Raw genomic sequence first — 22,540 nt, forward strand, 5'->3', positions numbered from 1 at the left:
GCCCGTCGTCCGAGATCGTGGTGCGGGGAGGGGAGGACCGGTGGCGGTGGTGGACGAGGCGCAGGTGCTGGTCGGGCGTGGTCGGCGGCTGCTGGAGGAGTACGACGCGGCGCCCGATCGGCGGCGGGCCGGCCTGGCGCTGTCCGGGGCGCTCACCGCGTTCTCGGCGGCGCGCACCCAGCTGGAGGAGGCGGGTCCGGAGGTGCCGCCGGGGGCGCTCGCCGAGGCGCGCTACCTGGTCGGGCTGACGCTGTCCGTGCGCTACTGGTGGGCCGCCGGACAGCCGGAGTTCGTCGAGGACGAGGAGCTGCGGCCCGCCGTGCTCGCCGAACGGGCCGAAGCGGCGGAGCTGTTGGCGTTCACGATGGCCGCGTTCGACCGGGAGGCGCCGGAGTGGGCGGAGGCGGCGTTCCGGCTCGGGCTGCTGCTGCACGCGCGCTTCGAGGACGGTGCGGTCGTCGGCGTCGCCGACCCGGCGGCCCGCCCGGAGGACCTGGACCGGGCGATCGACCTGCTGCGGCTCGTCTGTCCCCTCCCGGTGCCGTCCGATCCCTGGCGGGCCGAGGCCGGGGACGTCGCGGCGGAGGAGGCGGAGGCCGCGTACGACGCGCAGCACCACGTGGCACTCGTCACCCTCGGCCGCGCCCTCGCCGACCGGGCGGAGCGCGACGGCGTCGACCGCGACGGCAACGACAGCGACGGCGACGACAGCGACCGCGCCGCCGCTGAACGAACGGCTGCCGAAGCCGTGTTGGAGAGTCTGCTCGAACGGGTGTACCCGGAGCCGTGGAGCGAACCCGGGGAGCCGCCGTACCGCCCCGACGCCGAGCCGGGACCGGACGAGGTCGCCGACCCGATCGAGCTGTTGGCCCGGGAACGCCTCGCCCGGCTGCTGCTGGACGGGCCGGGCGACCCGGACGAGCGGTGCACCGAGCGCGCCCTCACCCATCTGGAGGCGATCGCGGCCACCGCCGCGCCGGACTCCCCCTTCCGGCTGTTCGCCGCCCTCCGGCTGGTCGACCTGTACGCCGCCCGGGGCGACGGCGGGGGTATCCGCCCCGAGGACGCCGCGCACCGGCTCGCCCGCCTTCGCGAGCTGCGCCGGCTGCTTCCGCCCGAGCACCCGCAGGGCGGGACCGTGCGCTGGCTGCTCGGCAACACCCTCTCCGCCCTCGCCCGCCGGCGGGGCCACACCGTCAGTGCCGAGGCCCGGGAGGCGGTCGGGGTGCTGCGCGAGGGCGTGGCCGGCATGGCCGAGGACGACCCGGTGCGGCCCCCGTCGCACGCGGTGCTCGGCTCGCTCGTCCACACGCTGGGCCAGCACGACCCGCAGACGTACCGCATCGAGGACGCCGTCCACCACCTCACCCGGGCGGCGGACACCATGGAGGAGGGGGAGCACGGCGTCCTGCGCGGCGAGATCCTCCAGCACCTCGCCGACGCATCCCTGTCGAGGACGGAGTTCTCCACCGACCGGGCCGAGCTGGACCGGGCGATCGACCTGCTCGAGTCCGCCCGCTCCGCCCGCGACCGGCCCTCGGACACCCTGTGGTCGGAGGAGCAGCTGCACGGCTCACTGGCGGCGGCGATGGCCAAGCGGTTCGCGCTCACCAACGCCGTCAGTGACCTCGACGCGGCGATCCGCCACCAGCGCGCCGCGTTCCGCCGGGCGGCGCCGGACGACGTCAACCGGGTGGTCTACCTGGAGAACCTCGCGGGCAGCCTCTACCAGCGCTACCTCGTCGGCGGTGACCACCAGGACCTGGAGGCCTGCCGCCGCTACATCGACGAGGTGGTCGCGCACCTGTCGGTCTCCGAATACCCGGGCGTGGAGCGGCTCCTGGCCACCCAGCGGCCGGCCCTGGAGCGGACCCGGCTGATGCTGGACCTCCAGGTGGCCGTGACGACCGGTGACGTCCCGTCGATGGCCCGGACGGTGGCCGCGCTGGAACCGCTGGTCGCGGCGATCCCCGAGGACGACCCCCTGCGGCTGCTGGCCCTCGGCGACTTCGGCTCGGCCATGTTCGTCCTCGCGCTCCACGGGCCGATGGACATGCTGCCGCGCGCCGTCGCACTGATGGTGGAGGCGGCGGAGCGGACCCCGGCCGGGCACCTGCACAAGGGCATGCTCACCATGCGGGCGGCCAGTGCGCTCGGCGGCCTCGCGCTGTTCTCCGTGTCCGCCGCCTTCTCGGAACGCCAGGTCGAGACCGCGCTGCGGTACCTCGACACCTTCCTCGCCGAAGCGGACCCCGACCCCGCCAGCAGGGAGGGCATCCGTGCCCAACTGCTCCGGGCCGTCCTGCTGATGCTGCGCTACCGTACCGCGCGCCGGCCCGCCGACGCCGTCGACCTGCTGGCCACCGCCGGGGCCCTGCGCGAACGGCTGCGGCGCGGGACGCCCACCCAGGTGCTGGCGGCGGTGAGCCGGCTCACCGCCGACGCCCACCGCGCGCGGCTGGGGCCGGGCGACCGGCGGGCGGGCCGCGAGGCCGGGCTGGCCGGGCTGCGCGAGACGGCCGCGGCCACGCTGCTGCAGGCGGCGGCGGCCCCGGCGCTCGTGGTGGCCCGGGAGAGCGCGGCGCGTGCGCTGACCATCGCCCGGTGGTACCTCGCCGACCGGGAGGAGGAGCCGGATGAAGCGCCGGAGGAGACGCCGCAGGAGACGCCGGACGGGGCGGCGCCCGGCGGCGAGCCGTACCTGCGCGCCGCCGTGGAGGCGCTGGAGCTGGGCCGGGGCCTGGTGCTGCACGCCTCCACCGCCACCACCGACGTCCCGGACCTGCTGCGCACCACCGGACACCCCGAGCTCGCCGACTCCTGGCTGGCCGGTGGCGCCCCCCAGGACGGCCCGGCCGCCGACCCCTTCGACTTCGACGCGTTGCTCGGCCTGCCGGGCACCCTGCTCGACTCCCTGCCCGACGGTGCCGGCATCCCCATGCCGGACGACCTGCGCCGCCGCGCGCTCACCGCGCTCGCCGCCTCCCCGGCCGGGGAGGCGCTGATGGCCCCGCCGCCGCTCGACGAGATCGCCCGCGGCCTGCGCGCGGCCGGCGCCGACGCCCTCGTCTACCTGCTGCCGCCCGGCACCGGGCGCAGCGGCGAGGCGGTGCTGGTCACGCCCGGCGAGGACGGCGCGGGCGCCCTGCACCTGCTGGCGCTCACCCTGGTCCGCGCCGACGCGGTGCGCTCCGCCGGGCGCGGTCCGCTCGCCGCCTACCGGCAGGCGCACCTGGACCGGCAGGCCACCCTGGACGGTCTGCCGCCCCGGCACCCGCGGCGGGTCGCCGCCCGGCGCCGCTGGCGGGCCACCCTCGCCGAACTCTGCGACTGGGCCGGTACCACCGTGCTGCGCCCGCTGCTGCGCCATCCCGCCCTGCGGGCGGCCGTTCACCGCGGCCCGGACGCACCGCCGCGGCTGGTCCTGGTGCCGTTCGGTGAACTCGGCGGCGTCCCCTGGCACGCGGCGCTGCTCAGCAGCGGGCTGCGGGACGGCGGCCGGCCGGTGCGGGCCGTGGAACGGGCGGTGATCTCGTACGCGGCCTCCGCGCGGCAGTTCTGCGAGGTGGTCCGGCGGCCCCGGCTGCCGCTCGCCGAACGGCCGGTGGTCGTCGGCGATCCGACCCGGGAGCTGATGTTCGCCGAGGCCGAGGCCGAGTACCTGCACGCCGCCTACTACCCGCACGGCACGCTGCTCGGCTACGTCGAGGACGCCGAGGGGGAGGGCACCCCGGCGGAGGTGCTGGCCGCGCTGCCCGCGCCCGGGCGGGCCGGGGCGTCCGTCCTGCACCTGGCCTGCCACGCGGTGCCGTCCGGGGAGTCGCCGCTGGACGCCTATCTCGGGCTCGCGCCCGGCCCGCGCGCCGGGGAGCGGTCGGGCCGGCTGCCGGTGGGCGACATCCTGCGCCAGGCCCAGGGCCGCCCGCCGGACTCCCCGGGCGGCCTGGTCGTCCTCGACGCCTGCGTCAGCGACCACACCGGCGGCGACGTGGACGAGGCGCTCACCCTCTCCAGTGCCTTCCTCGCCGCCGGGGCGACGGGGGTGGTCGGCTCGCGCTGGGAGGTGGTGGACGAGATGGTGTGCGTGCTGATGTACGTCTTCCACGGCCGCCTCGCCGCCGGTGACCCGCCCGCCGAGGCGCTGCGCCGCACCCAGCTGTGGGCGCTCGACCCCGACCGTCGCCTGCCTCCGGACGCGCCACCCGAACTCGTCTCCCTCGCCTGCCGTGACCCCGACGCCCTCGACGTCTGGGCGGCCTTCGCCTACCAGGGCAGCTGACGGGGGCACACGGCGGTCGGCGGGCCCGGCGGGCCGGCGGCTCGGGGGAGGGTGGACGGGGTTAGGGAAGGTCGAGGTCCTTGCGCGCCTCGGTGATCTGGCGCAGGATGCCGTGGGCCTCGGCGGTCGTGGCCAGTTCGGTCGCCTCGGCGAGGACGGCTGCGGCGTCCTCGCGCCGGTCCTGCTGGGCGGCGAGGTAGCCGAGGCCGACCAGATTGGCGGCGACACCGGGCAGGAAGCCCAGCTCCCAGCGCAGACGGGTGGACTCCTCCAGCCGTTCGCGGGCCTCGGCGAGCCGCCCGCCGGCGTGGGCGGCGATGCCGAGGTGCCGCAGCGCGTAGGACTGGGTCAGCAGGTCGTCGGCGCCGGTGGCGAGGGCGAGCGCGCGTTCCAGGACGGGGAGCGCGGCGGGCGCGTCGTCCCGGACGACCTGGTGGAACGTTCCGGCCCAGAACAGCGCCTCGCCCTCGCCCCGGGTGTCGCCGAGCTCCCGGTAGAGCGCGGCGGCGCGCTCGAACAGCTCCAGCGCGCGGGGGTCCTCGACCCGGTCCGCCAGGAACCGGGCGTGCAGCAACCGCCCCCGGGCCAGCGCCAGGTCCGCCTCGACCCCGTCCAACCCCTGCTCCGCCGCTGCCAGTCCGCTGCCGTCGCCACCGAACACGGCGCTCTCGTAGTGGAGTTCGGCCTGTTCGATCCGTGTGTCCCTGGTCATGCGCCGATCCTAGGGCTTGCGGCGGAAGAGCGCGGAGAGCGCGCCCGTCCCCGGTGCGTGTGGGGTGCTTCGGGCCGAGCCGGGCCGGGTGGAGACGTTCACGGGGCCTGCGGCGGCGGCACCGTGGGAGCGGCCGGCCGCAACCACCGGTGCTCCGCGAACGTGCGGGTCGAGCCCATCGGCTCCCCGCTGACGGCATCTCGGGAGTGCGGGGAAACGCGCGCTGCTTCGCCAACGGTCCGAGTTGCGGATGCTCGGTGCGGAGCGAAGGCTGGAGAACAGACGTATCGGGTGACTTGCCGGACCGGAAGCCGCACGCGCCGGTGGGACGGACCCCGGCCGGCCGGTGCGGTGGGCAGTCGTCTCCGGACTCAAGGCGATGAGGGGAAGATGGCATGGCAACCTTCGAGACGTCCAACGACGCCGCCACACCTGCCGTCGAGGGAGAGAACACGGCGGGAGGCGACGCGCGTTTCGGGCAGGCGGCACCAACCGGCCGTGGTGTCGTCGGAGTCAGCGCGGCCCACACCGCCGTTGAGGGGAACACCAAGACCGGCTACGGGGTCCTGGGCACCGCGGACGGACCCAACGGCCGCGGTGTTGTCGGCACCAGCATCGAGCAGGCCGGGGTCGTGGGTTCCAGCCGGAATTCCGTCGGTGTATGGGCGGAGACGAAAAACGCGGATCAGCCGGCCTTGCTGGCCAAGAATCCGACCGGATACGCCGGAAGGTTCGAGGGAGACGTCGTCGTCACCGGCACCTTTGTCAATCCGCAGGTGGATCAGCGCCTCACCCAGTTGGAGAACGAAGTGGCCGATCTGCAGAAGACCGTTGCGGTGCTGGTCGGCATGGCGCATCCGCAGGGAACCGGGTGAGGCTTGTGCGCCGGTTGCCTCGCCGGTTGCCTCGCCGGGTTCCGCGCCGGATGCGCAACGTTGAACGCCGAGTTCAGAGTTCGGCGCAGGAGGGCGGGGACCGCTACGTCGTGCGCATGGCGGCGATGGCGGTCATCCGGGCGACGCGGCGGGCCGGAAGGACGGCGGCGGCGAGGCCGGTGAGGACGGTGAGGGCGAGCGCGGCGAGGACGGGGAGCACGGGCGGGCCGCCGAGGGTGCCGAGGGTGGCGGTGACGGAGCGCGCGCCGGCCCAGCCGTAGCCGATCCCGAGGGCGGTGCCGAGCAGGGCGGTGGCGAGCGAGAGCAGCAGTGCCTCCAGGGTGAGCATGCGGCGCAGCCGGCTGCGGGACATCCCGACGGCGCGCAGCATGCCGATCTCGCGGGAGCGTTCGTTGATGCTGAGGACGAGCGCGGCGGCGACGCCGAGGCCGGCGATGACCACGGAGAAGCCGAGCAGGGCCATCGAGATCAGCATCATCCGGTCGAGCAGCGAGCGCAGGCTCTCGGCCTGGGCGGCGGTGTCGGTGACGGTGAGTCGCGGGTGGGTGGCGAGGGCGCGGTCCATGGCGCGGCGGGCGGTGGGGCGGTCGGTGCCGGCGGCGGGGGTGATCCAGACGGTGGTGGCGGGGGCGCCGGGGGCGATCCGATCGAGGGTGGCGGGGGTGACCAGCAGGGTGGCGTCGGTCTGGAGGGTGAACGGGAGGGGGCTGCGGCCGGGTTCGACGCGCAGGGTGGTGTCGGGGCGGCCTGCGGTGCCGGTCACGGTGAGGGTGCGGCCGCCTTCGATGCCGCCGAGGGCGGTGCCGTCGGTCAGCGCGCGGGCGCGGTCGACGTCGTCGGCGGTGGGGTTGAGCCCGGTGGGGTCGACGGCGGCGACCACGGTGTCGCGGCCGTCGACGCGCACGGTGGCCGAGCGGACCGGCGTGACGGAGAGTTCGCGCTCCCCGGCGAGTGCCGCGAGCGCCCCGGCGGGCAGGGCGCCACCACCGGCGCCGTCACCACCGGCACCGTCACCACCGGCGGCCGTCGCGGAGAACACGCCGGGCTGGCGGGCGGAGAGCGCGGGCACCAGCGAGTGGGAGGTGATCGACAGGGCGGTGACCGCGCCGACCATCACGGTCACCCCGAGCAGCAGCGCGGAGCCGGTGGCGCCGGTGCGCAGCGGGTTGCGGCGCAGTTGCTGGGTGGCGAGCCGGCCGGCGGTCCCGCCGAGGCGGCGGGCCGGGCCGCCGAGCAGGGCGACCGCGGCGGGCAGCAGCCGGTGGGCGAGCCGCAGGACGCCGAAGAAGCTCGCGATGGCGCCCACGGTGACGGCGAGCAGCGAGAGCGGCGGCGCGGTGAGCGTGCCGAGCACGACCAGGGCGGTGCCCGCCACCAGCAGGAACACCGCCCACACGGTGGCCCGGACCCGCGCGCCGGTGCCGCCCGCCCCGCCCTGCCCGGCGCCGTGCCCGGTGCCGCCGAGCGCGGCGATCGGCGGGACGGCGGAGGCGGCCTTGGCGGGGCCGCGGACGGCGAGCAGCGTGAGCAGGATGCCGAACAGCGCGGCGAGGGCGCAGACCAGCGGCGAGGGGGCGAGCGAGAGGTGGACCGGGCCGAGGTCCGCACGGGCCGCGACGGCCTGGCCGGCGGTGCAGACGCCGAGGCCGAGCAGCACGCCGGCGGCGGAGGCGCCCGTGCCGAGCAGCAGGCCCTGGCGGCGGATCAGCCGGCGGACCTGGACGCGGTCGGCGCCGATGCAGCGCAGCAGCGCCAGCTGGCGGGTGCGCTGGGCGAGGACGACGGTGAAGGTGTTGCCGACGACCATCCGGGCGACCGCGAGCGCGATCAGCACGAAGGAGAGCGCGGCGACCAGCACCACGCCGTACAGGGTGCCGCTCGACCGGGTGGCGTCCCGCACGGAGACCTCCCGGGTGTGCACCTCGGGCGCGGGGGCGGTGCCGCCGGGCGCCCCGCGCAGTGCCTCGCGCAGCGTCTCGACGGTACGGGTCGGCGAGGTGCCGGGGGAGAGGCGGAGGTCGAGCCGGGTCGCGACGGCGCCGACGGCGTACCGGTCGACGGCGTTCTCCGGGACGGCGATGACGGGGTGTCCGGAGAGGCTGGGCGCGCCGCGGCCGTCGAGGGTGCCGGTGAGCCGGGCGGTGGCGGGCGTGCCGTCGGCCCGGGTGAGCCGGACGTCGGCGCCGGGTCCGAGGCCCAGACGCTGCGCGGTGTCGGCGTCGAGCATCACCTCGTCCGCTCCGGCGGGCCACTGCCCGGACTTGAGCAGCTGCCAGCGCAGGCCGGGGTCGGCGGCGACGGAGCTGACGACGGCGGCCGCGTCCAGCGGGCGCCCGTCGGCGGTCAGCAGTCCGCCGCGGCCGGTGAGGCGCGGGGCGAGCGCGGCGACGCCGGGCACCTGCCGCGCCCGGTCGGCGGCGTTGGTGGCGGTGGCGGCGGCAGTGTCCGGCGTGCCGGCGGCCGGGAGGGTGATCTGCACGTCCCCGGGTCCGACCTCGGCCGCGGCGCTCTGGCTGAACGAGTCGACGAGGGCGCCGCTGCCGCTGACCGAGGCGATGAGGAAGGCCACGCCGAGGGCGATGGCGGCGCCGCTGAGGAGGAGCTGGCGCAGCTGCCCGCGGAGTTCGGCGAGGGTGTGGCGGTAGGTGGTCATCGTTCCCGGTCTGTCCGTGCGCGGCCGGTGTCCGGCTCGTCGTCGCTGGTCACCGGGGGTGTTCCCGATGATCGACTTCGAGCGTAGGAGGCGGGTGACGCCGGTTCGGTAGGCATGAGGTCGTGTTCATGTTCACACCGGCGTCGGAAGGCGGGCCCGCCTGTCTCCTCCTTGGGAGGTACGCCGACCCCGAGGGGCCGGTTGTCCCGGGGCGTCCCCGCTCGTCCCATTGGTCACCCCGGTCCCACCGGCCAAACTGGTCCAGACCATTGACGCTGCAAGGGGGGGCTTCCTAGCATGATCGACGTTGCGGCGGCCATACGGGGGCCCGCCGCCGATCCGCCGAGCGCGCTACTCCCTCCCACCCCGCGGGCATGTGGCCGGGCGTTGTCCGAGACTGCCGTTCCGCCGTGAGGCGAGTGCCGAGGAGTGTCATGTCCACGACCTTCCAGGAGTCCGTCCACGAACCCGGCCGGAGCGCCGAACCCGCACAGGAAAGCGCCCTGACCGTCGGCCAGGAACGCCTCTGGTTCCTCGACCAGCTGGACCCGGGCGACCCCTCCTACAACATCCCGCTGGTGCTGCGCCTGACCGGCGAGCCGTCGACCGCGTCGCTGCGCGCCGCCCTCGACGCCGTGGTGGCCCGGCACGAGGCGCTGCGCACCCGCTTCCCCGCCGAGGACGGCCGGCCCGCCGCCGTCGTCGACGCGCCGACGCCCGTCCCGCTCGACCTCGCCGACCTGCGCGGACGCCCGCAGGACGAGGTGGCCGCCGCCCTCGCCGAACGGGTCAACCGCGGCTTCGACCTCGCCGCCGGACCGCTGCTGCGCGCCGCCCTGCTGCGCACCGGCGAGCAGGAGCACGTGCTCTGCCTCGTCCTGCACCACATCGTCGCCGACGGCTGGAGCCTCGGCCTGCTGCGCACCGAACTCGCCGAGCGCTACGCCGCCCACCGCGCCGGCGGCCCCGCGCCCGAGCCGCCCGCCCCACCCTCCTACGCCGCCCACGCCGCCGCCGAACGCGCCTGGCTGGCCGGGCCCGAGGCCGCCGAGGCGCTCGCCTACTGGCGCGAGCGGCTCGCCGACGCGCCCGCCCTGGACCTGCCGCTGGACCGGCCCCGGCCCGCCGAACCGAGCAGCGCGGGCGCCTTCCACACCCGGATCCTGCGCGGCCTCGGCCCCGAACTCGACGCCTTCGCCCGCGCCCGCCGGCTCACCCCGTTCATGGTGCTGGCCGCCGCCTACCAGGCCCTGCTGCACCGCTGCACCGGCCAGGACGACTTCTGCGTCGGCGTGCCCACCGCCGCCCGCACCACCGTCGACAGCGAACGGACCGTCGGCTACTTCTCCTCCGCGCTCGTGCTGCGCGCCGACCTCGCCGGCGCCCCCACCTTCGACACCCTGCTGCGCCGGGTGCGCACCGACTGGCTCGGCGCGCTCGGCCACGGCCGGGTGCCGTTCGAGCAGCTCGCCGAGGAGCTGCGCCCGGACCGCGACCCGGGGCGCACCCCGCTCTTCCAGACCCTGCTCACCGTGCACACCCAGGACGGCGGCGCCCTCGGCGAGCACGCCTTCGCCGACCTGCGCTGCGTCGAGATCGACGGCGGCCACACCGCCGCCAAGTTCGAACTCGCCCTGGACGTCCGCCCGGACGGCGACGACCTGCAGGCCGTCTTCGGCTACCGCGCCGACCTGCTGGACGAGCCGTGGGCCGTACGGCTCGGCCGCCGCTTCGACACCCTGCTGCGCGCCGCCCTCGCGGCCCCGGACACCCCGGTGCACCTGCTGCCGCTGCTGGACGCGGAGGAACGCGCCGAGGCGGCGGCCGGCTCGGCCGGGCCCGCGCTGCCCGCGCACCCGGCGACCGTGCTCGACGCGATCGACCGGGCGGCTTCCGAGCAGCCGGATGCCTCCGCCGTCGAGGGGCGGGACGCCGACGGACGCGACACCCGGCTCACCCGCGCCGGACTCGCCGACGCGTCGCGCGCCCTGGCCGCGCGACTGACGGCGGCCGGGGTGCGGCGCGGCGACCTGGTGGCGTTCTGCCTGCCGCGCGGACCGCGCGCCGTGGTCGCCATGCTCGCCGCCTGGCGGGCCGGCGCCGGCTACCTGCCACTGGACCCGGAGTACCCGGCGGCCCGGCTCGCCTTCATGCTGACCGACAGCGGCGCCACCGCACTGGTCACGACGGACGGCGCGCCCGTCGAGGGACTGCCGGCCGCCGTGCCGGTCCTCGCCGTGACCGGGGGAGCGGACGCCCCGCCCGCCGCCGCAGCCGACGACGCGGCCGCCGGCCCCGACGACCCCGCCTACCTCGTCTACACCTCCGGCTCCACCGGAACCCCCAAGGGCGTGCTCGTCCCGCACCGCGCGCTCGCCGCCCGGGTCGCCTGGATGCGCGAGGGCTACCGCCTCACCGCCGCCGACCGCGTCCTCCAGTACGCCTCGCTCTCCTTCGACACCTGCGCCGAGGAGGTCTTCCCGGCCCTCGCCGCCGGCGCCACCCTGGTCGTCGCGCAGGCCGGCGCCGCGCTGCCCGACCAGCTCGCCGAGCCCACCGCCGCCGGCCTCTCCGTCCTCGACCTGCCCACCCCGTACTGGCACCAGCTGGTCGCCGACCTCGACGCCACGCCCTGGCCGGCGAGCCTGCGGCTGCTGATCCTCGGCGCCGACCAGGTCCGCCCGGAGGCCGTCGCCGCCTGGCGGGCCCGGTTCGGCGACATCGTCCGGCTGGTCAACTCCTACGGGCCCACCGAGACCACCGTCATCGCCACCACCGCCGACCTCGGCGCGGCCGACACCGCCCGGCGCCCCCCGATCGGGCGGCCGATCGGCGGCACCACCGTCGCCGTGCTCGACCGCCACGGCCGCCCCGTGCCGCCCGGCACCCCCGGTGAACTCGTGGTCGGCGGGGCCGGCGTCACCGACGGCTACCTCGGCCGCCCGGGCGCCACCGCCCGCGCCTTCGTGCCCGACCCGGACGGTCCGCCCGGCGCCCGCCGCTACCGCACCGGCGACCTGGTGCGCCGGCGCGGCGACGGCGCGCTGGAGTTCCTCGGCCGGATCGACGCCCAGGTGAAGGTGCGCGGCTACCGGGTCGAGCCCGGCGAGGTCGAGTCCGCGCTGCTCGCGCAGCCCGGCGTCGGCCAGGCCGCCGTGCTGGCCCGCGCGGACCGCCTGCTCGCCTACGTAGTACCGGAGGCCGACGCCCCCGCCGACGCCCACGCCCCCGCCGACGCCCCCGACCCCGCCGCGCTGCGGGCCGCGCTCGCCGCCACCCTGCCCGGCCACCTCGTCCCCAACGCCGTCCTCGTGCTCGACGCCCTGCCGCTCACCCCCAACGGCAAGCTCGACCACCGCGCGCTGCCCGACCCCGGCACCCGCCCCGAGCTGCGCGCCGCCTACCTCGCCCCGCGCACCGAGGCCGAGGAACTGGTCGCCGAGGTCTGGCAGGAGGTCCTGGGCCTCGACCGGGTCGGCGTCCACGACGACTTCTTCGACCTCGGCGGCCACTCCCTGCTCGCCACCCGGGTCGTCGCCCGCATCCGCGCCGCGGCCGACCTCGCCGTGCCGCTGCGCACCCTCTTCACCCACCGCACGGTGGCCGCCTTCGCCGACGCCGTCGAAGCCGCCCTGGTCGCCGAACTCGACGCGCTGTCCGACGACGACGCCGAGGAACTGCTCGCCGCGCAGGACGCCCTGGAAGGGACCGCTACGCCGTCATGAGCACCGACACCGCCCCCGCCGCCACCCCCTCAGGATCCTCCGCCGGGCTCACCGCGGCCAAGCGCGAACTGCTCAGCCGCCGCCTGCGCAGCCGCACCGCCGCCCGGCAGACGATCGCCCGCCGCGCCGCCGACGCGCCGGTGCCGCTCTCCTACGCCCAGGAACGGCTCTGGTTCATGGAGCAGTTCGCCCCCGGCACCGCCGCCTACAACATCCCGGTCGTGCGCCGGCTGCGCGGCCCGCTCGACGTCCCCGCCCTGCGCCGCGCCCTGGACGCCTCCCTCGCCCGGCACGAGACCCTGCGCTCGCGCTACCCGGCCACCGACGACGGCCGTCCGCTGCTGGTCATCGACCCGCCCGGCCCGGCCGACCTCACCCTCGCCGAGGCCGACGACGCCGCGCACGCCGAACGGCTGGTCGACGAGGCCGCCGCCGTCCCCTTCGACCTGGAGCACGGCCCGCTGCTGCGCGCCCACCTCGTCCGGCTCGCCGCCGACGACCACGTGCTGCTGCTGGTCGTCCACCACAGCGTCAGCGACGGCTGGTCCAGCGAGGTGCTGCTCGGCGAGGTCCTGCGCGGCTACACCGCCCACGTCGCGGGCCAACCCGACCCGCTGCCCGAACTCGCCGTCCAGTACGGAGACTTCGCGATCTGGCAGCGCGAGCGGCTGAGCGGCGACCGGCTGGCCGCCGAGGTCGCCCACTGGGCCCGTGAGCTGGCGGGCGTCGAACCCCTCGAACTCGCCTGCGCCGCCCCCCGGCCGCCGCGCCAGACCTTCGACGGCGCCGGCTACGGCTTCGAGGTCGACCGCGCACTGCTCGACCGGCTGACCGCCCTCGGCAAGCGGCACGACGCCACCGTCTACATGGTGCTGCTCGCCGCCTTCCAGGCCCTGCTCGCCCGGTTCAGCGGCCAGCGCGACTTCGCCGTCGGCTCACCCATCGCCGGCCGACCCGAGCCCGAACTCGAAGCGCTGGTCGGCATGTTCGTCAATGTGCTGGCGCTGCCCGCGCGGCTGGACGGCGACCCGACCTTCACCGAGCTGCTCTGCCGCACCCGGGACACCTGCCTGGAGGCCTACGCCCACCAGGAGCTGCCGTTCGCCCAGCTGGTCACCGAGCTCAAGGTCCCTCGCGACGTCAGCCGCCCGCCGGTCTTCCAGGCCGTGCTCGCCGTGCAGAACTACGCGGTCCAGCGCGAGGCCGCCACCTCCGGCGAACTCCCCGTCGAGGTCGAGCCGTTCGGCGTGCGCGCCAGCGGCACCCGGTTCGACCTGGAGCTGTTCCTCCAGGAGTGGCCGCAGGGCCTGCTCGGCTCGTTCAACTACAACACCGACCTCTTCGCCGAGGCCGACATCGCCCGCCTCGCCGAGCACCTGGGCCGGCTGCTGACCGCCGTCGCCGACCGCCCGGACGCCCCGCTGTCCGCCCTCGACGACCTCCCCGAAGCCGAACGCGCCTTCGAGATCGAGCGGTTCAACGACACCGCGACCGACCGGCCGGCCACCTCCCTGACCGCCCTGGTCGCCGAGCAGATCGCCCGCACCCCCGAGGCCGTCGCCGTCTCCTTCGAGGACGGCGCGAGCCTGACCTACCGTCAGCTCGACGCCGCCGCCGACCGGATCGCCGTCCGGCTGGCCGCCGAGGGGGTCGGACCCGGCAGCCTGGTCGCGATCAGCGCCGAACGCTCGCCCGAACTCGTCGCCGGCCTGCTCGGCGTGCTGCGCACCGGCGCCGGCTACACCCCGCTGGAACCGGGCTACCCCGCCGAACGGCTCGCCTTCCTGCTCGCCGACAGCGCCGCCCCCGTCCTGCTCACCCAGCGCCGGCTGCCCGTCCCCGACGGCTGCACCGCCCGGGTCCTGCTCCTCGACGACCCCGCCGAGTGGCCCAAGGTCCGCGCCAAGACCCCGCGGCCCGCCGGGCCCGCCCCCGACGACACCGCCTACCTGATCTACACCTCCGGCTCGACCGGCCGTCCCAAGGGCGTGCCCAACACCCACCGGGCCATCACCAACCGCCTCCAGTGGATGCAGGACACCTACCGGATCGGCCCCGCGGACCGCGTCCTGCAGAAGACCCCGGCCGGATTCGACGTCTCCGTCTGGGAGTTCTTCTGGCCGCTGATCACCGGCGCCCGGATCGTCCTCGCCAAGCCCGGCGGCCAGAAGGACGCCGGCTACCTGCGCGACCTGGTGGTGCGCGCCGGCGTCACGGTCGCCCACTTCGTGCCCGCCATGCTCACCGTCTTCCTGGCCGAGGACGGCATCGAGCGCTGCACCACCCTGCGCCGGGTGGTGTGCAGCGGCGAGGCCCTGCCACCGGACACCGCACGGGAGTTCACCACCCGCCTGCCCGCCTGCGCGCTCGCCAACCTGTACGGGCCCACCGAGGCCGCCGTCGACGTCTCCTCCTGGGAGTGCGAGGGCCCGCTGCGGGTCGTCCCGATCGGGCTGCCGATCGACAACACCCGCCTGTACGTGCTGGACCGCGCCCTGCGGCCGGTGCCGCCCGGCGCCCCCGGCGAACTCCACATCGGCGGCACCGCCGTCGCCCTCGGCTACCACCGCCGCCCCGGCCTCACCGCCGCCCGCTTCGTCCCCGACCCCTACGGTCCGCCCGGCTCCCGGCTCTACCGCACCGGCGACCTCGCCCGCCGCCGCCCCGACGGCACCCTCGAACACCTCGGCCGGATCGACCAGCAGGTCAAGATCCGCGGCCTGCGCATCGAACCCGGCGAGACCGAGGCCGCCCTGCGCGCCCAGCCCGGCATCGCCGACGCCGCCGTGGTGGTCCGCGAGGACCGGCCCGGCGACAAGCGCCTCACCGGCTACCTCGTCCCCGCCCCCGGCGCCGACGAGCCCGACCCGGCCGCCCTGCGCGCCGCCCTCAAGCGCACCCTGCCCGACCACCAGGTGCCCGCCGCCTTCGCCGTCCTGCCCGCCCTGCCGCTCACCCCCAACGGCAAGCTCGACCGCCGCGCCCTGCCCGCGCCGCGGATCCGCCGCGACGCCGGGGCCGCCAAGCCCGCGACCGAGGCCGAACGGGTGCTCGCCGCGATCTGGGCCGAGGTGCTCGGGCTGCCCGAAGTCGGCACCGACGAGGACTTCTTCGACCTCGGCGGGCACTCGCTGCTCGCCACCCAGGTGGTCGCCAAGGCCCGCAAGCGGCTCACCGAGGCCGGCGCCCGACCGGTCAGCGTGATGGACCTCTTCACCTGCCGCACCGTCCGGGACCTCGCCGCCCTCGCCACGCTCGACGAGCAGGACCGCGGCCCGCGCCGCCTGCTGCACCGGCTCACCCGGCCCGTCCCGGTCGAACGCCGCCGGCTCACCCTGGTCTGCGTCCCGTACGGCGGCGGCAGCGCCGTCGTCTACCAGCCGGTCGCCGACCTGCTGCCCGCCGACACCGAACTGTGGGCCGTCGCGATCCCCGGCCACGACATCGGGGTCACCGAACAGCACCTGCCCTTCGACGAACTGGCCGAGCAGCTGGCCGCCGAGGTGCGCGAGCGGGTCGACGGGCCGGTCGTCGTCTACGGCCACTGCGGCGTCGGCACCGCCCTCGCCGTCGCCACCGCCCGGCTGCTGGAGGCCTCCGGCCGGGAACTCGAAGCCGTCTACGCCGGCGCCCAGTTCCCGTTCGCCAAGCCGCGCAGCAAGGTGCTCACCGCGCTCAGCGGGATCGCCGCCCTGGAGCCGTTGCTCGGCGACCGGGTCTACCTCAACTGGCTCACCGGCATGGGCGTCGACACCTCCGAACTCGACCAGGAGCAGGTCCGGTTCATCGTCGGCAACATGCGTCGCGACTCCAAGGCCGCCGAGGCGTACTTCACCCGCGCCATCGAGGAGGTCGACGCCGGCGCACCCCGGCTGCGCGCCCCGCTGGTCTCGCTGGTCGGTGACCACGACCCGGCCGCCGACTTCTACCAGGAGCGGTACCGCGAATGGCTGCTGCTCGCCGAGCGCTCCGCCGTCGCGGTGCTCGACCAGGGCGGGCACTTCTTCGTCAAGTACCGTGCGGCGGAGGTCGTCGAGGCCGTCACCACGGTGCACCGCGCCGTGCTCGACGGGCGGACCGACACCCTGCCCGCGCGCGGCCCGGACAGCTCCTGGTGGTTCCACGGCGAGACCGGCGCACCGGTCCGCGAGGAGGAGGCCCGGGCGGAGGGGTCCGCTTCGACGGGACCGGCTTCGGCGGGGCCGGCTTCGACGGGGTCCGTTCCGGAGGGTCCGCAGCCCAGCATGGGCCGCTTCCTGGCCGTCGCCGCGGGCCAGTTGGTCTCCATCACCGGCTCGGCGCTCACCGAGTTCGCGCTGCCGATCTGGATCCTGCTGGAGACCGGCTCGATGGCCCGGTACGCGCTCTACGCCGTCATCGCCATGCTGCCCGGCATCGTCGTCGGCCCGCTGGCCGGCGCCCTGGTCGACCGACTGGACCGGCGCAAGGTCATGCTCGCCGGGGACATCGGCGCCGGGGCCACCCAAGCCGCCATGCTGGCCCTGCTGCTGGCGGGACAGCTGCACTCCTGGCAGGTCTACGTCCTGCTCGGCGTGCTCTCCGTCGCCCTCACCTTCCAGCGCCTCGCCTACGCCTCCGCGGTGCCCCAGATCGTCCCCAAGCAGTACCTGGGCCATGCCAACGGCGTCGTCCAACTCGCTTTCGGAGCCGCACAGTTCGTCGTGCCACTGGTCGCGGTCGCACTGCTCGCCGCGATCGGCCTGCGCGGCATCTTGATCATCGACGTGGCCAGCTACACCGTCGCCGTGGGCATCCTGCTGGTGGTGCGCTTCCCGCGCACCCTGCCGTGGACCAGGCGCGAACCGCTGGTGGAGGAGATCAAGCAGGGCTTCGGCTACTCCTGGCGCCAGCGCGGCTTCCGCTCGATGCTGCTCTGGTTCGCCGGCCTGAACGTCTTCCTCTCCCCGCTGTTCCTGCTCACCACCCCGATGGTGCTCGCCTTCTCCGACCTGAACGGCGCCGCCCGGGTCGCCGTCGCCGGCGGCGCCGGGGCCCTGCTCGGCGGCATCGCCATGGGCTTCTGGGGCGGACCGCGCCGCCACCGGCTGCGCGGCATGCTCGGCCTGGCCGCCGTCCTCGCCCTGGCCGGCGCCGTCACCGGCCTGCACGCCGGACTCTGGGTGATCGCCGCCGGCGCGTTCGGGATGTCCTTCGCGCTCTCCCTGGTCAACGGCGTCTACTCGACGATCGTCCAGGTCAAGGTGCCGCAGCGGTTCCACGGCCGGGTCTTCGCGCTGAACACCCTGGTCGCCTGGTCCACCCTGCCGCTCGGCCACGGCGTGATCGCCCCGCTCGGCTCGGCCGTGTTCGGCCCGCTGATGGAGCCGGACGGCGCGCTCGCCCCGGTCTTCGGCCCGCTGATCGGCACCGGACCCGGGCGCGGCATCGCCCTGATGTACGTGCTGTTCGGGCTCGCCATGCTGGTCCTGGTCGCCGTCGGCCTGCGGCTGCCCGCCCTCGCCCGCTTCGACCGCGAGGTGCCGGACGCCGAGCCGGACGACCTCGTCGGCCTGCGCGAACGCGCCCGCGTGGCAGCCGCCCGCGCCGCCGCCCGCAGGACCTCGGACGCCACCCGGGAGGCCGCGTGAACCGCGCCGTCCCCACCGGCCTGGCCCAGCTGCTCGCCCACCGGGCCGCCGCCCACCCCGAGCGGACCGCCGTCGTCAACGGCGCCGACCGGCTCGACTTCGGCGCCTGGCAGGCCCGCTCCGGCGCCCTCGCCGCCGCCCTGTGCGGCGCCGGACTGCGCCCCGGCGACCGGGTCGGCCTGCGCCACGGCACCGCCGACTGGGCGGCCTACGCCGTCGCCCACCTCGCCGTGCTGCGGGCCGGCGGCGTCGCCGTCCCGCTCTCCGACCGGCTCGCGCCCGCCGTCACCGCGCACGCCCTCGCCGACTCGGGCGCGGCGCTCCTGCTGCACACCGGAAGCACCCCGGACGTGCCCGGGGTGCGCACGCTGACCGAGGCCGACGCCGCCGGCCACCCCGCCGAGCCGGACCTGCCGCCCGTCGACCCGGGCGCGCCCGCCCAGATCCTCTACACCTCCGGCACCACCGGCACCCCCAAGGGCGTCACCGCCACCCACGCCAACCTGGCGTACGGCTGCACCCTCGACGAGCGCCGCCGCCCGCTGCGCCACTCCCGGGCCTTCCTGCACGCCTTCCCGGTCGGCACCAACGCCGGGCAGACCATGCTGGTCAACGCGCTCAACGCGCACGCCACCTGCGTGGCCGCCCCGCAGTTCACCCCGCTGCGGTTCGTCCGGCTGATCGCCGAACACGGCATCGGCAGCGTCTTCCTGGTCCCCGCCATGGCGATCGAACTGCTCGCCTCGGCGGCCCTGGCCAAGGCCGACCCGAGCGGCGTGCGGCTGGTCGGCTCCACGGCCGCCGCGCTGCCCCAGCCGGTCGCGCTGGCGCTCAGCAAGGCCTTCCCGCGCGCCCAGATCGCCAACTACTACACCTCCACCGAGGCCGCCCCCGCCCAGATCACCCTGCTGTTCGACCCCGAGCACCCGGACTCGCCCGGGCAGCCCGCCTCGCTCGCCGACCTGCGGATCACCGACGCCGACGGCCGGCCGCTGCCGCCCGGCGAGGCGGGCGAGCTGTGGCTGCGCTCGCCCACCGCGCCGCGCGGCTACCTCGGCGAGCGCGACGGCGCGGTGTTCCAGGGCCGGTGGGTGCGGATGGGCGACCTCGGCCGGATCGACGCCGACGGCTTCCTGCACCTGCTCGACCGGGAGAAGGACGTCGTCAAGTCCGGTGCCCACAAGGTCTCCACGCTCCAGGTCGAGAACGCCCTGCACGCCCACCCGCTGATCGCCGACGCCGCCGCGTTCGGCGTCCCGCACCCCGTGCTCGGCGCGGTGGTCGCCGCCGTCCTGGTGCCCGCCCCGGGCACCGAGCCGCCGACCGCCGCCGAGCTGCGGACCTTCCTGCTCGGCCACCTGGCCGCACACGAACTGCCGGCCACCGTGCTGTTCCGCGAGGCGCTGCCGCGCAACGAGGGCGGCAAGGTGCTCAAGCGCGAGCTGCGCCGACTGGTGGCCGGTGACGGCCCCGTCGCGCCCCCCACCGCCGGCCGGACCCCGACCACCAGCGAGGCCAACCGATGACCACCCCGCTCAGCCCCGCCCAGCACGGCATCTGGCTCACCGAGCAGACCCTCGACGCCGGCGCCGCCTACCACCTCGCCGTCACCGTGGAGTTCACCGGCCCGCTCGACACCGCGGCCCTCGCCGGGGCCTGCGCCCGGGCGGTCCGGCGGCACCCCGTGCTCGCCGGACGGATCGACCCCGACGGCCCCGCCCTGCGGCCCGGGCCCGCGCCCGGGCTGCGGACCGTCGACTGCCCGGCCGAGGACCTGGACAAGCTGCTCGCCGACGAGAGCGCCGCCCGCTTCGACCTCGCGGCCGGGCCGCTCGCCCGGTTCACCCTGTACCGGACGGCCGCCGAGCGGCACGTGCTGCTGGTCACCGCCCACCACCTGGCCTTCGACGGCGAGTCCAAGGACCGGCTGGTCGCCGATCTCGCCGCCGCCCACCGGGGCGAGCCGCTCGCCGCCCCGCCCGCCCTCGCGGTGGCGGACGGCGCGCCGTCCCCCGAAGCCGCCGCCGGATACTGGGCCGAGCGGTGGCGCGAACCCGGTCTGCCGGTCCTGCCCGGGCTGCGGACCGTCACCGACCCGGGCACCGCCCCCGGCACCCTGCCCGGGCCCGGGAGCGCCACCGGGTTCCGCCTCGACGGCGCCCGGCACGCCGCGCTCGTCGCCACCGCCGAGCGCCTGGGCGTCACCCGCTTCGAACTCCTCACCGCCGCCTGGCACGCCCTGCTGCTGCGCTACGGCAACCCGGCGCCGGCCACCGCCGTCGAGCTGTCCGTCCGCCGCCCCGGCGAGCCGGTCGCGGTCGGCCTGGCCGTCAACGAACTCCCGCTGTTCACCGCCCCGTCGGCGGACGCGCCGTTCGCCGACTTCGCCCGCGCGGTGCGCGCCGAACTGCGGGCGCTCTACCCGCACCGGGACATCCCGCTCGGGCGGGCGGTGCGCGGACTCACCCCGCGCACCGCGCTCACCCCGCTGTCCGTCAGCTACCGCCGCCGCCCCGCCGGCACGCCGCGGCCCGACTTCGGCCCCGGCGTCGCCGCCACCGTCCGCTGGATCGGCTTCGCGGGCACCGCCCGCAACCTCGCCCACCTGCAACTCGTCGACTCCGAAGGCTCGTTGGACGTCAGCCTGCAGTACCGGACGGAGGCCTTCGGGCCCGGCGCGGCCGAGCGGATCGCGGGCCACCTCGCCACCCTGCTGGACGGCGCCCTCGCCGATCCCGCGACCCCGGTCGGCGATCTGCCGCTGCTCGGCGCCGACGAGCTGACCGCCCAACTCGCCGCGCCCGCACCGGAACCCGCTCTCGCCCGGGCGACCGTCCCGGCGCTGTTCGCCGCCCGCGCCGCCGCCACCCCGGAGGCCGTCGCCCTGGTCGCCGACGGCACCGCGTACCGCTACCGGGAGCTCGCCCGGCTGGTGGCGCACGCCGCCGCCGCGCTCACCCGGCACGGCGCCGGGCCCGGCACCCTGGTCGGCATCGCCCTGTCTCGTGGACGGGATCAACTCGTCGCGATGCTGGGCGTGTTGGCGGCGGGAGCGGCCTATCTGCCACTCGACCCCGAGTACCCCGCCGACCGGCTCGCCTTCCTGCGCGCCGACTCCGGCCTCACCCTGCGGATCACCCGCGAGCCGTCCGCGCCCGGCGACCTCGCCCCGGGTGACCTCGCGCCCACCGATACGGCCGCGCCCACCGATACGGCCGCGCCCACCGATGCGGCCGCGGACACCGAGGCCGACGCCGACCTGCCCACCGGCCCCTCACCCGAGCACCCCGCCTACGTCCTCTACACCTCCGGTTCCACCGGCACCCCCAAGGGCGTCGAGGTGCCGCACGGCGCGCTCGCCAACCTGCTCGGCAGCCTGCGCGACCACCTCGGCGCCCGCCCCGAGGACCGCTGGCTCGGCCTGACCTCGCTCTCCTTCGACATCTCCACCGTCGAACTGCTGCTGCCGCTCGTCACCGGCGGACGCGTCGTCCTCGCCCCCGAGGGCGCCCACCGCGACGGTCCCGCACTGCTCGACCTGATCGCCCGGGAGGGGGTGAGCCACGTCCAGGCCACGCCCAGCGGCTGGCGGGTCCTGCTGGAGGCGGGCCTCGCGGGGGCACTCCCCGGCGGCCTGACCGCACTCACCGGCGGCGAGGCCCTGCCCGCCCCGCTCGCCGCCGACCTCGCCGCCGCCACCGCCCGGCTGGTCAACGTCTACGGCCCCACCGAGACCACCGTCTGGTCCACCCTCGCCGAACCCGCCGCCCCCGACGGCCGGGTGAGCATCGGCGCACCGCTCGCCAACACCCGCGCCTACGTCCTCGACGAGCGGCTGCGACCCGTCCCGTACGGGCTGCCCGGCGAGCTGTACCTCGGCGGCGCGGGCGTCGCGCACGGCTACCGGGGCCGCCCGGGGCTGACCGCCCGCCGCTTCCTGCCCGACCCCTACGGCCCGCCCGGCGCCCGGATCTACCGCACCGGCGACCTCGTCCGGCGCCACCCGGGCGGCGGACTGGAGTTCGTCGGCCGCGCCGACACCCAGGTCAAGCTGCGCGGCCACCGCATCGAACTCGGCGAGATCGAGGCGCGGTTGGCCGGCCACCCGGCCGTCGCCCAGGCCGCCGCCACCCTGCACGGTCCCGACGGGGACCGCCGCCTCGCCGCCTACGTCGTCCCCGCCGGGACCGCCGCGCCCAGCTCCGAGGAGCTGCGTGCCCACCTCGCGGCCACCCTGCCGGCCGCCGTCCTGCCGGGCACGTACACCGTCCTCGACGCGTTCCCGCTCACCCCCAACGGCAAGCTGGACCGCGCCGCGCTGCCCGAACCGGCCGTCGAACGTGCCGTCGAGCGCGCCGGGTCGGCGGACCCGGGCGGTGCGGGGGAGGAGTCGGACACCGACCCGGACACCGTCGCCGTGCTCGCCGTCTGGCGCGAGGTGCTGCGGCTGGACGACCTCGGCCCCGACGAGGACTTCTTCGACCTCGGCGGCCACTCGCTGCTGATCACCGCGATCGCCGCCCGGATCCGCCAACAGCTCGGCGTGGCGGTCCCGTTGGACGTCTTCTTCGACACCCCCACCGCGCGCGGCGTCGCCGCCGCCGTCACCGACCTGCGTCAGGAGTGAACCCCGTGAACCCCGTGAGCCCTGTGAGCCCCGTGAACC

At 76.5% G+C, this 22,540-nt stretch carries 8 protein-coding genes; 6 read left to right on the plus strand and 2 right to left on the minus strand.

Translation table 11 applies throughout. From position 1 onward, the window contains the following. Positions 1–40 precede the first annotated feature (40 nt). Positions 41–4,279 carry a CHAT domain-containing protein gene (locus ABZW10_RS12050; RefSeq protein ID WP_355363080.1) on the plus strand — a complete coding sequence of 1,413 codons (4,239 nt, stop codon included), beginning with the start codon at positions 41–43 and terminating at the stop codon, positions 4,277–4,279. A 61-nt stretch (positions 4,280–4,340) separates the two neighbouring features. On the opposite strand, the gene ABZW10_RS12055 is transcribed toward ABZW10_RS12050, so the two are convergent. Continuing rightward, positions 4,341–4,991, minus strand: coding sequence for a tetratricopeptide repeat protein (locus ABZW10_RS12055; protein ID WP_355363082.1), 651 nt, complete (start codon positions 4,989–4,991; stop codon positions 4,341–4,343). Between the two features lie 395 nt (positions 4,992–5,386). Between ABZW10_RS12055 and ABZW10_RS12060 the strand changes: the two genes are divergently transcribed. After that, positions 5,387–5,866 carry a hypothetical protein gene (locus tag ABZW10_RS12060; protein ID WP_355363084.1) on the plus strand — a complete coding sequence of 160 codons (480 nt, stop codon included), beginning with the start codon at positions 5,387–5,389 and terminating at the stop codon, positions 5,864–5,866. 103 nt (positions 5,867–5,969) lie between these two features. On the opposite strand, the gene ABZW10_RS12065 is transcribed toward ABZW10_RS12060, so the two are convergent. Beyond that, complete coding sequence (locus tag ABZW10_RS12065; RefSeq protein WP_355363086.1) at positions 5,970–8,540, minus strand: FtsX-like permease family protein; 2,571 nt, start codon at positions 8,538–8,540, stop codon at positions 5,970–5,972. Between the two features lie 434 nt (positions 8,541–8,974). Between ABZW10_RS12065 and ABZW10_RS12070 the strand changes: the two genes are divergently transcribed. The 4 genes from ABZW10_RS12070 to ABZW10_RS12085 are packed head-to-tail and all read left to right on the plus strand — an operon-like array spanning position 8,975 to position 22,501. Next, positions 8,975–12,265 carry an amino acid adenylation domain-containing protein gene (locus ABZW10_RS12070; protein ID WP_355363087.1) on the plus strand — a complete coding sequence of 1,097 codons (3,291 nt, stop codon included), beginning with the start codon at positions 8,975–8,977 and terminating at the stop codon, positions 12,263–12,265. Next, positions 12,262–17,874 (plus strand): amino acid adenylation domain-containing protein, encoded by a 5,613-nt coding sequence (locus ABZW10_RS12075; protein ID WP_355363089.1) that lies wholly within the window; start codon positions 12,262–12,264, stop codon positions 17,872–17,874. The genes ABZW10_RS12070 and ABZW10_RS12075 overlap by 4 nt, the downstream gene beginning before the upstream one ends. Further along, positions 17,871–19,400: a class I adenylate-forming enzyme family protein gene (locus ABZW10_RS12080; protein WP_355363091.1), complete on the plus strand. Its 1,530-nt coding sequence runs from the start codon at positions 17,871–17,873 to the stop codon at positions 19,398–19,400. The genes ABZW10_RS12075 and ABZW10_RS12080 overlap by 4 nt, the downstream gene beginning before the upstream one ends. Then, positions 19,397–22,501, plus strand: coding sequence for an amino acid adenylation domain-containing protein (locus ABZW10_RS12085; protein WP_355363093.1), 3,105 nt, complete (start codon positions 19,397–19,399; stop codon positions 22,499–22,501). Before ABZW10_RS12080 ends, ABZW10_RS12085 begins: the two co-directional genes overlap by 4 nt. Positions 22,502–22,540: the final 39 nt, after the last annotated feature.

The organism is Kitasatospora sp. NPDC004723, from assembly GCF_040609255.1.
Lineage (GTDB): Bacteria > Actinomycetota > Actinomycetes > Streptomycetales > Streptomycetaceae > Kitasatospora.

What these genes read in the sequence shown, in the direction of transcription:
- ABZW10_RS12055 (WP_355363082.1), bottom strand. Translation starts at nt 4,991, where the DNA reads ATGACCAGGGACACACGGATCGAACAGGCCGAACTCCACTACGAGAGC.
- ABZW10_RS12060 (WP_355363084.1), top strand. Translation starts at nt 5,387, where the DNA reads ATGGCAACCTTCGAGACGTCCAACGACGCCGCCACACCTGCCGTCGAG.
- ABZW10_RS12065 (WP_355363086.1), bottom strand. Translation starts at nt 8,540, where the DNA reads ATGACCACCTACCGCCACACCCTCGCCGAACTCCGCGGGCAGCTGCGC.
- ABZW10_RS12070 (WP_355363087.1), top strand. Translation starts at nt 8,975, where the DNA reads ATGTCCACGACCTTCCAGGAGTCCGTCCACGAACCCGGCCGGAGCGCC.
- ABZW10_RS12075 (WP_355363089.1), top strand. Translation starts at nt 12,262, where the DNA reads ATGAGCACCGACACCGCCCCCGCCGCCACCCCCTCAGGATCCTCCGCC.
- ABZW10_RS12085 (WP_355363093.1), top strand. Translation starts at nt 19,397, where the DNA reads ATGACCACCCCGCTCAGCCCCGCCCAGCACGGCATCTGGCTCACCGAG.